Origin of the sequence: Pseudomonas sp. TH49, from assembly GCF_016650625.1 — a bacterium.
Classification (GTDB): Bacteria; Pseudomonadota; Gammaproteobacteria; order Pseudomonadales; family Pseudomonadaceae; genus Aquipseudomonas; species Aquipseudomonas fluorescens_H.
Genome location: NZ_JAEKFL010000001.1, coordinates 2759113 through 2770700, shown reverse-complemented (window position 1 = coordinate 2770700; position 11588 = coordinate 2759113). Strand labels below are relative to the sequence as shown.

The 11588-nt window shown below is 61.1% G+C and carries 9 protein-coding genes; 7 read left to right on the top strand and 2 right to left on the bottom strand.

Annotated elements, in window-relative coordinates:
- Nucleotides 1-44: 44 nt before the first annotated feature.
- Nucleotides 45-284, bottom strand: coding sequence for a hypothetical protein (locus JFU48_RS12660; RefSeq protein ID WP_064589103.1), 240 nt, complete (start codon nucleotides 282-284; stop codon nucleotides 45-47).
- 111 nt (nucleotides 285-395) lie between these two features.
- The gene (locus JFU48_RS12655; RefSeq protein ID WP_003228002.1) at nucleotides 396-701 is read right to left on the bottom strand and encodes a type 1 fimbrial protein; all 306 of its coding nucleotides are present in this window, start codon (nucleotides 699-701) and stop codon (nucleotides 396-398) included.
- Nucleotides 702-1528: 827 nt separating this feature from the next.
- Between JFU48_RS12655 and JFU48_RS12650 the strand changes: the two genes are divergently transcribed.
- From JFU48_RS12650 to JFU48_RS12620, 7 genes are all read left to right on the top strand, one after another.
- Nucleotides 1529-2689 (top strand): efflux RND transporter periplasmic adaptor subunit, encoded by a 1161-nt coding sequence (locus tag JFU48_RS12650; protein WP_103485649.1) that lies wholly within the window; start codon nucleotides 1529-1531, stop codon nucleotides 2687-2689.
- Entirely contained in the window at nucleotides 2686-5787 is a 3102-nt protein-coding gene (locus tag JFU48_RS12645; RefSeq protein WP_201136632.1) for a multidrug efflux RND transporter permease subunit, read from the top strand. Before JFU48_RS12650 ends, JFU48_RS12645 begins: the two co-directional genes overlap by 4 nt.
- Before the next feature lie 7 nt (nucleotides 5788-5794).
- Nucleotides 5795-6472, top strand: a complete 678-nt coding sequence (locus tag JFU48_RS12640; RefSeq protein ID WP_003228008.1) for a heavy metal response regulator transcription factor — start codon at nucleotides 5795-5797, stop codon at nucleotides 6470-6472.
- The gene (locus JFU48_RS12635) at nucleotides 6462-7826 is read left to right on the top strand and encodes a heavy metal sensor histidine kinase (protein WP_201136631.1); all 1365 of its coding nucleotides are present in this window, start codon (nucleotides 6462-6464) and stop codon (nucleotides 7824-7826) included. Before JFU48_RS12640 ends, JFU48_RS12635 begins: the two co-directional genes overlap by 11 nt.
- A 286-nt stretch (nucleotides 7827-8112) precedes the next feature.
- On the top strand, nucleotides 8113-8334 hold the full coding sequence (locus JFU48_RS12630) for a hypothetical protein (RefSeq protein WP_003228010.1): 222 nt from the start codon (nucleotides 8113-8115) through the stop codon (nucleotides 8332-8334).
- Between the two features lie 196 nt (nucleotides 8335-8530).
- The gene (locus JFU48_RS12625) at nucleotides 8531-9847 is read left to right on the top strand and encodes an OprD family outer membrane porin (RefSeq protein WP_201136630.1); all 1317 of its coding nucleotides are present in this window, start codon (nucleotides 8531-8533) and stop codon (nucleotides 9845-9847) included.
- Between the two features lie 197 nt (nucleotides 9848-10044).
- Entirely contained in the window at nucleotides 10045-11553 is a 1509-nt protein-coding gene (locus JFU48_RS12620; RefSeq protein ID WP_003228012.1) for a sensor domain-containing diguanylate cyclase, read from the top strand.
- Nucleotides 11554-11588 lie beyond the last annotated feature (35 nt).

The window sequence follows — 11588 nt, the reverse complement described above, 5'->3', positions numbered from 1 at the left end:
CTGCGACCGAAAATCGCAGTCGATGGCTGAAGGCGGGATGAAACTCAGCGCTTGCCCATCGACCGACGGGTACCCGGCGGCGCCATGCCTGGGGTCTTGGTGTGGCCATTCTTGGCGCCGTTCTTGTACCACGGCTGATTCGAACCCTTGGCCGCCGCCAACTCACCCGGTTTGAACGGGAACTTGAAAGCCGGAATCTCGGGTTTGCTCTCGCTGGCGTCAGCCAGTTCAGCCGGGACATCGCTCACAGCGTCGTCAACCGGCGGTTGGGTCGGGGAAGTCATAAAAGCTCCGCAAAGCAAAAAGTCGGGCCCGAACAGTGAGCCGCGAAGGCGCGCAGTATACCTGCGCGCCCAGACTCGGCACCTGAAGATTTGCACCGCTCGCCGAACGGTTTACAGGTAAGTGATGGTGACAATGCCTTTATCGCTCGACGTCTTCAGCGCTTGATAGGTCATGGAAAACGGCAGCGACTGATGGCTGCAAGCATTGCGATAGGTGTCCACATCGACCTGCAGACCCGGTTTGATTTCAACCTGCCGGGACACATCGGAGCCCAACGACCCGGCACGCTCCACCGCACAACCGGAATCGACAATCTGTCCGGTGAAACGGATCTCGCCGGAAGTCGATTGCGGCGCGGCACAGACTGCCAATGGAAGCAAAACAAGCACACTCGCCAAAGCGGTTTTCAGATTCATTGCACGACACTCCCGAAGAGGCCCGCTTAATTTGACGGCCGGGCTGTAAAACGTTTATCCGCGGGTGGGGGCGGATCTTTAGGAGCGTAGATGTTGCGAGGCACAAACGTTCCGATTTAGAGATATTGGGTGGTGGAATTGGGGGGATGGTCACGGTTTTGAATGGCGGTGGCTGGACTGTCGTCATCGCCAGCAGGCTGGCTCCCACAATGGGATTGGGTGCATTCAGCTGGAAATTGGTCGGCTGTCAGGCCGCCTTCGCGAGCAAGCCCGCTCCCACAGTTGGATTGAGTGCATTCAGCAAATTGGTCGGCTCGCAGGCTGGCTCCCCAAAAGCGCTAAAGCCGAACGCACGCTCTTCACCACTCAAATGGCCGAGTGTCAGCTCGCCGAAAGCTCTTGATCTTGCCGTGCCGGCCCCGTCGGCAGGCTGAGTGGAGGGATTGATCCGGGGGTGGGAGCGCAGCGACCGTTTGGCGCAGCCAAACACAGCGAGAGGAGGTGCAGCGAAGCAAACCGGAGGCGCTGCGCCCGGATCAATCCCGGAGCGAAGGAACCCGAGCCTAAGCGAGGGCCGAACGCTGGGGCCAAGCCTTTTGCTTACTTTTCGGCGTCTGGAAAAGTGAGCCGCTGTAAGAGCGGAACCATAAGAAGCCGTTACCGCAGCAACGGATATGTCCCCCATCAACCCACAACATGGTCGGCCCAGAGGCCGCCAAGCCAAACGAAACTGACAGCGCTGACAGCTAGCCGTCACTCTCCTGACCCCCAAACAAGCTTATAAATACCCAACCTGCCCAAACTCAACCCCTTGGCGCCCCAATCGCATGCGAATCCAGAAACGAACCGCCCTGCTCGCCACCCCGCTGATCATCGTCGCCGCTCTGGGCCTGTGGTACGCCACCAAACCGGCCCAGACCAAACTCGCCACCCCCACCGCCATCCCGGTCCGGGTCGTGGCAGTCAGCGAAAAGGACGTCCCCCGCTACGTCAGCGGCATCGGTTCGGTTCTCTCATTGCACAGCGTCGTGGTACGCCCGCAGATCGACGGCATTCTGACAAAGATCCTCGTCAAAGAAGGCCAACTGGTCAAAGCAGGCGACCTGCTCGCCACCATCGACGACCGCTCGATCCGCGCCAGTCTTGATCAGGCCCGCGCACAACTGGGCGAAAGCCAGGCCCAACTGGAAGTCGCCCTGGTCAACCTCAAGCGCTACAAACTGCTCAGCGTCGACGACGGCGTCTCCAAGCAGACCTACGATCAGCAACAGGCGCTGGTCAACCAGTTGAAGGCCACCGCCCAAGGCAACCAGGCTTCGATTGACGCCGCGCAGGTACAACTTTCCTACACCCAGATCCGCTCCCCGGTCACCGGCCGCGTCGGTATTCGCACAGTCGATGAAGGCAACTTCCTGCGCATGACCGACACCCAGGGCCTGTTCACCGTCACCCAGATCGACCCGATCGCCGTCGAGTTCTCGCTGCCGCAACAGATGCTGCCGACCCTGCAAGGTCTGATCAACGACCCGCAGCACGCGCAGGTCAAGGCCTACATCGGCGCCGACACTGACGGCGAAACCGGCAACCTGCTCGGCGAAGGTCACCTGACCCTGATCGACAACCAGATCAACGCCAACACCGGCACCATCCGCGCCAAGGCCGAATTCGACAACGCCAGCCAGAAGCTCTGGCCGGGCCTGCTGGTGACGGTAAAAATTCAGACGGCACTGGATAAGAATGCGCTGGTGGTGCCGCCTACCGTCGTACAACGCGGCCTCGACCAACACTTCGTTTACCGCGTGAACGGCGACAAGGTCGAAGCCGTACAAGTGCAGATGGTTTACCAGGGCAGCGGCCAGGACATCATCAAAGGCGTGAAGGCGGGTGATCAATTAGTCAGTGACGGCCAGTCGCGGCTCAAGCCCGGTTCGACCGTGCAGGTGATGACCGAGCCGCCGCAGGTGGTCGAAGCGGAGCCCAAGCCATGAAGGAGCACAAAGGCGTCTCCACATGGTGTATCGACCACCCGGTCGCGACCATTCTGCTGACCTTCGCTCTGGTGCTGCTCGGGGTGATTGCCTTCCCGCGCCTGCCGATTGCGCCACTGCCGGAAGCGGAATTTCCGACGATCCAGGTTTCCGCGCAGTTGCCCGGCGCCAGCCCCGACACCATGGCGTCCTCCGTGGCCACGCCGCTTGAAGTGCAATTCAGCGCCATCCCCGGCATGACCCAGATGACCTCCAGCAGTGCGCTCGGCTCAAGCCTGTTGACCCTGCAATTCACCCTCGACAAAAGCATCGACACCGCCGCCCAAGAAGTACAAGCGGCGATCAACACCGCCGCCGGCAAACTGCCCAAGGACATGCCGACGCTGCCGACCTGGAAGAAGGTCAACCCGGCCGACAGCCCGGTGCTGATCCTCAGTGTCAGCTCCACACAAATGCCCGGCACCGAACTCAGCGACCTGGTGGAAACCCTGCTCTCGCGTCAGATCAGTCAGATCGACGGTGTAGGCCAGATCAACATCACCGGTCAGCAACGTCCGGCGATCCGCGTGCAAGCCTCGGCCGACAAACTGGCTGCCATCGGCCTGACTCTGGCCGACATTCGTCTGGCGATCCAGCAGACCAGCCTCAACCTCGCCAAAGGTGCGTTGTATGGCGAATCGAGTATCTCCACGCTGTCGACCAACGACCAGTTGTTCCATCCCGAGGACTACAGCCAGCTGATCGTTTCCTACAAGGACGGCGCCCCGGTTCACCTGCGGGATGTCGCCAAAGTCGTCAACGGTTCGGAAGATGCCTACGTGCAAGCCTGGGCCGGTGATCAACCCGGGGTGAACCTGGTGATCTCGCGCCAGCCCGGTGCGAACATCGTCGAAACCGTCGACCGTATTCAAGCGGCGCTGCCGGGCCTGGAAGCCATGCTGCCGGCCTCGGTGCAGGTCAAAGTGCTGATCGACCGCACCCAGACCATTCGCGCGTCGCTGCATGAAGTGGAAATTACTCTGCTGATCGCCATTCTGCTGGTGGTGGCGGTGATGGCGCTGTTCCTGCGCCAACTGTCGGCGACGCTGATTGTCTCGGCAGTGCTCGGCGTGTCACTGGTGGCCAGTTTCGCCCTGATGTACATCCTCGGTTTCAGCCTGAACAACCTGACGCTGGTGGCGATTGTGGTGGCCGTGGGGTTTGTCGTCGACGATGCGATTGTGGTGGTGGAGAACATCCACCGGCATCTGGAAGCCGGCGACGGCATGCGTGAGGCGGCGGTCAAGGGCGCCGGCGAGATCGGCTTCACCGTGGTCTCGATCAGCTTCTCGCTGGTGGCGGCGTTCATTCCGCTGCTGTTCATGGGCGGCGTGGTCGGGCGGCTGTTCAAGGAATTCGCCCTGACCGCGACTTCGACCATCCTTATTTCGGTGGTGGTATCGCTGACGCTGGCGCCAACCCTGGCCGCGCTGTTCATGCGCAAACCGGTGCATCACGCCCATGACAAACCGGGCTTCAGTGAACGTCTGCTGGCGTGGTACGAGAAAGGCCTGCGCCGCGCCCTCGCCCATCAGAAACTGATGATTGGCGTGTTCTGCCTGTCCCTCGGGTTGGCAATTGCCGGTTACATCTTTATTCCCAAGGGCTTCTTCCCGATCCAGGACACCGGGTTCGTGCTCGGCACCACCGAAGCCGCTGCGGATATTTCCTACGGCGACATGGTGAAAAAACACCTGGCGATGGCCGAAATCGTCGCCGCCGACCCGGCAGTCGAAGCGTTTTCCCACTCGGTGGGCGTGTCCGGCAGCAACCAGACCATCGCCAACGGCCGCTTCTGGATCGCCCTGAAAAAACGCGGCGACCGCGACGTCTCGGCCAGCCAGTTCATCGACCGTATCCGTCCGAAACTGATGAAAGTCCCGGGCATCGTCCTGTACCTGCGCGCCGGCCAGGACATCAACCTCAGCTCCGGCCCAAGCCGCGCCCAGTACCAGTACGTGCTCAAGAGCAATGACGGCGCGACCCTGGCCACCTGGACCCAGCGCCTGACCGAGAAGCTGCGCAGCATCCCGGCGTTCCGCGACATTTCCAATGACCTGCAACTGGGCGGCAGCATCACCCACATCAGCATCGACCGCAGCGCCGCCGCGCGTTTCGGCCTGACCGCGAGTGATGTCGACGAGGCGCTGTACGACGCGTTCGGCCAGCGCCAGATCAATGAATTCCAGACCCAGGTCAACCAGTACAACGTGATTCTGGAGCTCGATACCAAACAGCGCGGCAAGGCCGAAAGCCTCAACTATTTCTACCTGCGCTCGCCGTTGAGCGGGGAAATGGTGCCGCTGTCGGCGCTGGCGAAATTCGACGCACCGACCATCGGCCCGCTGTCGATTGCCCATGACGGCATGTTCCCCGCCGCCAACCTGTCGTTCAACCTGGCCCCCGGCGTGGCCTTGGGCGACGCGGTGATCCTGCTCAACCAGGCCAAGGCCGAAATCGGCATGCCGACCGCAATCAGCGGCAACTTCCAGGGCGCAGCGCAGGCATTCCAGAGTTCGCTCGCCAGTCAGCCTTGGTTGATTCTTGCGGCGCTGGTGGCGGTGTACATCATTCTCGGCGTGCTTTATGAGAGCTTCGTGCATCCGCTGACGATCATCTCGACCCTGCCGGCGGCCGGGCTCGGTGCAGTGATCATGCTGTGGATCTGCGGTCAGGACTTTTCGATCATGGCGTTGATCGGGCTGGTGCTGCTGATCGGTATCGTCAAAAAGAACGGCATTCTGATGATCGACTTCGCACTGGAAGCCCAGCGCAATCGCGGACTGGCGCCGCAGGAGGCGATTTTCGAAGCGTGCCTGACGCGGTTCCGGCCGATCATCATGACCACCCTCGCCGCCCTGCTCGGCGCCCTGCCGCTGATGCTCGGTTACGGCACCGGCGCCGAACTGCGCCAGCCGCTGGGGATCGCGGTGGTGGGCGGCTTGCTGGTCAGCCAGATGCTGACGCTGTTTACCACGCCGGTCATATACTTGTGGCTTGAGCGGCTGTTCCACAGGCCCAAACCAATGCCCACGACGGCACTGGCGACTACAGACTGAGGCGGTCATGCGCGTTCTGATTATCGAAGACGAGGAAAAAACCGCGGATTATCTGCACCGCGGTCTGACGGAACAGGGTTACACCGTGGATCTGGCCCGCGACGGCGTCGAGGGCCTGCACCTGGCGCTGGAAAGCGACTACGCGGTGATCGTCCTCGACGTGATGTTGCCGGGCCTGGACGGCTTCGGCGTGCTGCGCGCCTTACGTGCGCGCAAGCAGACCCCGGTGATCATGCTCACCGCCCGCGAGCGCGTCGAAGACCGGATCAGGGGCCTGCGTGACGGCGCCGACGATTACCTCGGCAAGCCGTTTTCCTTTCTGGAGCTGGTAGCGCGTTTGCAGGCGCTGACCCGGCGCAGCGGTGGCCATGAACCGGTGCAAGTGAGCATCGCCGACCTGTGGATTGATCTGATCAGCCGCAAGGCCACCCGCGCCGGCACCCGACTGGATCTGACGGCGAAAGAGTTCTCGCTGCTCAGCGTTCTGGCGCGCCGACAAGGTGAAATCCTCTCGAAAACCGCGATTGCCGAGATGGTCTGGGACATCAATTTCGACAGCGACGCGAACGTCGTCGAAGTCGCGATCAAGCGTCTGCGGGCCAAGCTCGACGGGCCGTTCGACGAGAAACTGCTGCACACCATTCGTGGCATGGGTTACGTGCTGGAGAGCCGTGGTGTCCAGTAACTCGATTGCCCTGCGCCTCAGTGGGATGTTTACGCTGGTGGCGCTACTGGTGTTTCTGTTGATCGGCGGCGCGCTGTATCAGCAGGTCGACAAGGGCCTGGGCCTGCTGCCGGAAGCCGAGCTGGATGCGCGTTACAGCGTGCTCGAATCCACCGTCGGTCGTTACGGCACGCCCGATCATTGGGTGAAGATCAACAACAAACTCAAGCTGCTGGGCGAGGAAGACAAGCGCATCAGTTTCTGGATCAGCAGCGGTGACCCGCAGTATGAGTTTGGCAACCTGACCCCGCAGATTCGCGAGTTCGCCAACGGCCCATTGGGCATGCGCGACCTGCAATTGCCCGACCAGCCCTATCCGCTGAAAGTGCTGGTCAGCCAGTTTCCGGCCAAGGACCAACGCCCGCCGCTGCGCTTCATGATCGGCATCGACACCGATACGTTTCACCAGACGCAACATCAGTTGCTGATTGCCTTGATCGGTCTGGCGATTATCGGCGTGGCGCTGGCCTCGGCGCTCGGGTACTGGGTGGCCCGGATTGGCCTGCAACCGCTGATCAAACTGTCCTACGAGGCGCAGCGTCTGGCGCCGCCATTGCGTTCGGGGCGCTTGCGTCTGTCGCCGCTGCCGCCGGAGCTTGCGCAGTTTGTCGAGTCGTTCAACTCGACGCTGGAACGGGTCGAACAGGCGTACTCACGGCTGGAATCGTTCAACGCCGACGTGGCGCATGAGCTGCGTTCGCCGCTGACCAACCTGATCGGTCAGACCCAGGTCGCGCTGACGCGCGGACGCTCCGCCGAACACTATTTCGAGGTGCTGCAATCCAACCTCGAAGAGCTGGAACGCCTGCGTTCGATCATCAACGACATGCTGTTCCTTGCCAGCGCCGACCAGGGCAGCAAGGCGACCAAACTGACCGAGACCTCGCTGGCGGATGAAGTTGCAACCACGCTGGATTACCTGGATTTTATCCTCGAAGACGCGCAAGTGCAGGTGCATGTGAGTGGCGACGCACAGGTGCGAATCGAGATCGCGCATCTGCGTCGGGCGCTGATCAATCTGCTGAGCAACGCGGTGCAGCACACCGAACCGGGCAAGGTGATCGAGGTGCGGATCGAAGTCGAGGAACATCAGGTCAGCATCGGCGTGGCCAATCCGGGATCGCCGATTGCCAGCGAGCACTTGCCGCGCTTGTTCGAGCGCTTCTATCGGGTCGATGCCTCGCGCAGCAACAGCGGCAACAACCATGGGCTGGGGCTGGCGATCGTCAAGGCGATTGCGCTGATGCACGGTGGCGATGTGTTTGTACGCAGTGATCGGGGGATGAATACGTTCGGCATCCACCTCCCGGTTTAACTGAAAAGCAAACCCCTGTGGCGAGGGAGCTTGCTCCCGCTCGGCTGCGCAGCAGTCGTAAATCCTGCACATTCAGTTTGTCTGAATGAATGTGATTGACGGGTTTGGGGCCGCTTCGCAGCCCAGCGGGAGCAAGCTCCCTCGCCACAAGGAATGGCGTTCACCCGTGATTGATCTTTGCTTGTACTGCAACAGTCATTTATGAAAATCAGGCTGTTTCCCAACGTCCGGCAACCTTATCTTTGCCCGCACCAAACAGCACTTGCCAAGCAAGAAGGTTTTCCAGATGTCCAACAGTATGGGTATTGCCAGCGCTTTCGTTTTGTCCTCATTGATCCTGTCGCCCATGGCGATGGCTGAAGAATCGCAAGCGTTCATCGCACAGAATGCCGCGCGCGCTCACGCCTTCGAGCAGTCTCAGGCAGAAGTGATGGTCAAGTCGCAGGACGCCTCGCAAGCCCCTCAGGCCGCCACTTCCCAGGCTCAAGCAGCCGAGAAAGACAGCTGAGTCGCGCACCGCGAAAAATTTCCCTCGACGCGGTTGTTTGGCTCTTCCCGTTCAACCGTCGTCCTTCCAGGCCGCTGCCTTTCAGCGGCCTTTTTTCGTTGTGGTCTGAAAGCCGTTTGGTTCGTCTGTAAAAACAAGAAACATCCCGCACCTCAAAACATTGAAGTGTCAGTTGACCCAAGGAGCTCCATCGCAAGTGCGTTACCCAGTCCGCGTCACCCCGCTGTTCATTGCAATTGCCGCAACGATTGCCCCCGCGGCCCATGCCGACGAAGCCGCCAAGGAAGGTTTCGTCGAAGGCTCGAGCCTCAACCTCAACGCTCGCAACTACTACATGAATCGCAACCGTCTGCAGCAGACGGACGACAACATCGAGTGGGGCCAGGGTTTTCTCGGGATCTTCCAGTCGGGTTACACCGAAGGCACGGTCGGCTTCGGCATCGACGCCCACGCCATGCTCGGGCTGAAGCTCGACGGCGGTGGCGGTACCGATGGCTCGAGCATCCTGCCGGTCAGCGATGGCAACGGCAAAGCGCCGGGCTCGTTCTCGACCGCGGGCGGCACGTTGAAAATGCGTGCGTTCGATACCGAGTTGAAGGCCGGCGACCTGTTCCTCACCAACCCGGTGATTGCCGGCGGCGAGTCGCGCATGCTGCCGCAGACCTTCCGCGGTGTCAGCTTGACCAACCACAGTTTCGACGGCTGGATGTTTGAAGGTGGCCAGGCCAGTTTCACCAAGCCGTACAACCAGAGTGGCCACCAGCGCATCGGTACCTCCTACGGCAAACTCGCCGAAGGTGACGCAAGCCGGCACCTGAACTGGGCCGGCGTGTCCTGGAGCGGCGTCGAAGGCTTGACCAGCAATCTGTACGCTGCCGAGTTGAAGGACATCTGGAACCAGTACTACTACGACCTGGATTACACCTGGCAGTTGAACGATCTGGTCAGCCTCAACCCGGGCCTGCACTTCTATCACACGCAGGACACCGGCAACGCGCTGCTGGGCAACATCGACAACAACACCTACAGCCTGCATTTCACCGTCGGCATCGGCAGCCACAGCGTTACTGCCGCATATCAGCGCGTGAACGGCAACACGCCGTTCGACTACATCAGCCAGGGCGACAGCGTTTACCTCGACAACTCGCAGCAATATTCGGACTTCAACGGCCCGAACGAGCGCTCGTGGAAGCTCAAGTACGCCTATGACTTCGCCGGGCTGGGGATGCCGGGTCTGACTTCGGCGGTCTCCTATTCGCGCGGCACCGTGGACCTGACCAAGGTCGATCCGCACAGCAAAGGCTATGCTTCGTGGTACAGCGCCGACGGTCGCAACGCCCAGCATTGGGAGCGCGACCTCGATCTGAAATACGTGGTGCAGAGCGGCCAGGCGAAAAATCTCGCGGTACGCCTGCAATGGGCGACCAACCGGGGCGGCAATGGTTACGGCGCGATCGATACCGACACCGATGAATACCGTGTGATTGTCGACTACCCGATCAACGTCTTCTAAGATCACCCCTGCGCCACGGTCTTGAATTGAGAGATATACCCTGTGGGAGCGGGCTTGCTCGCGAATGCGCTGCATCAGTCGACAACAATGTTGAATGACACGGCGCATTCGCGAGCAAGCCCGCTCCCACAATGGAATACCGTCACTGACTTGATGCAACTACGCTAATAAGATCCTCTCAACCGACAGCCCCCATCATGATCGCGAGCCGTACCCCACCTGTGGCGGGCAAGACCGGACGCCCCGAATTGCTGCTGATCTGCGGCAGTTCGCTGACTGTGATCGCGATTCTGTGCATCGTCACTTTTCTGCTGATTCGTGAGCACGCCAACGCTCAGGAGTCGGCCACCCGCAGCGCCACCACCATCGCCCAGTTGATCGACGCCGATGTCCTGCGCACGGTCGAGTTGTATGACCTGACCCTGCAAGGCCTGATCGCCGCCGCCCAGCGCGATGACTTGCGCGACGTCACCCCGCAGATCCGCCATCTGGCGCTGTTCGACCGCTCGACCACCGCGCGCTTCAAAGGCGACATCCTGCTGCTCGACAAACATGGCGATGTGGTCGCCGACTCATCGCGGGTCGAACCCAAGCCGGGCAACTTCGCCGACCGTGATTATTTCCTCGCCCATGCTTTCAACCGTGACATGGGCATGTTCATCAGCCGCCCGTTCAAGACCCGTTGCGATTGCGACGAAGCCAACCAGTGGCGTATCAGCTTCAGTCGGCGGATCTCCTCGGACACCGGTGAGTTCGCTGGCGTTGCGGTGGCGTCGATGAAGCTCGACTACTTCGATCAGTTGTTCAACAGTCTCGACATCGGCAAAGGCAGCACGCTGAACATCATCAACAGCGACGGCGTCCTGCTGGCGCAGAAGCCGTATCTGCAAAGCGACTCCATCGGCAAGAGCTTTGGCAACCGGCCCAACGTGGTGAGGATTCTTAGCGACAAGGATGGCAGCGGCAGTTTCACCAGCACCTCGAGCATGGACCATCAGCAACGGCTCTACACCTATTCGCGGGTCGGCAATCTGCCGTTGACGGTGATGGTTGCGCTCTCCAGTGATGAAGTGTTCGGCACCTGGCGCCGCACGGCGCTGTTGATCAGTGGTGCCACCGGCGTGCTGTGTGTCGGGCTGCTGTGGTTGACCTGGCTGCTGGCCCGTGAGCTGCGCTTGCGCCAGCGCGCCGAACGCGAACTGGCGCAACTGGCCGCCACCGATGCGCTGACCGGCGTGGCCAACCGGCGGATGCTCGATCAGGCGCTACGCCACGAATGGTTCCGCGCCCAGCGTTCGGGCAAGCCGTTGTCAGTGATGATGATCGATGCCGACCACTTCAAGGCGTTCAACGACCGCCATGGGCATCAGGCCGGTGATCAGGCGCTGCGTGAATTGGCCAAGGTGATCACGGCGAACGTGCGACGACCGGGGGATCTGGTCGCCCGTTACGGCGGCGAAGAGTTCTCGGTGATCCTCGCTGAAACCGACAGCAGCGGCGCGCGACAGATTGCCGAACATATCCGCCAGGCGGTCGAGCAGATGCCGAGGGTCGAGGGTGCAGACGTGGCGATGACCGTCAGTATCGGTATCAGCACCTGGACAACTGCGGTCGAGATGTCGCTTGAGCAACTGCTGTTTGCGGCGGACAAGGCGTTGTATCAGGCCAAGGAAGGTGGGCGGAATCGGGTGGTGGTGGCTGGCTGATTTTTGCGGCGATTGAACTGGCCTCTTCGCGAGCA

Bases quoted from the DNA above. Each gene is read 5' to 3' on its own strand.
- JFU48_RS12640 (WP_003228008.1), top strand. From the start codon at position 5,795: ATGCGCGTTCTGATTATCGAAGACGAGGAAAAAACCGCGGATTATCTG.
- JFU48_RS12660 (WP_064589103.1), bottom strand. From the start codon at position 284: ATGACTTCCCCGACCCAACCGCCGGTTGACGACGCTGTGAGCGATGTC.
- JFU48_RS12655 (WP_003228002.1), bottom strand. From the start codon at position 701: ATGAATCTGAAAACCGCTTTGGCGAGTGTGCTTGTTTTGCTTCCATTG.
- JFU48_RS12620 (WP_003228012.1), top strand. From the start codon at position 10,045: ATGATCGCGAGCCGTACCCCACCTGTGGCGGGCAAGACCGGACGCCCC.
- JFU48_RS12645 (WP_201136632.1), top strand. From the start codon at position 2,686: ATGAAGGAGCACAAAGGCGTCTCCACATGGTGTATCGACCACCCGGTC.
- JFU48_RS12630 (WP_003228010.1), top strand. From the start codon at position 8,113: ATGTCCAACAGTATGGGTATTGCCAGCGCTTTCGTTTTGTCCTCATTG.
- JFU48_RS12650 (WP_103485649.1), top strand. From the start codon at position 1,529: ATGCGAATCCAGAAACGAACCGCCCTGCTCGCCACCCCGCTGATCATC.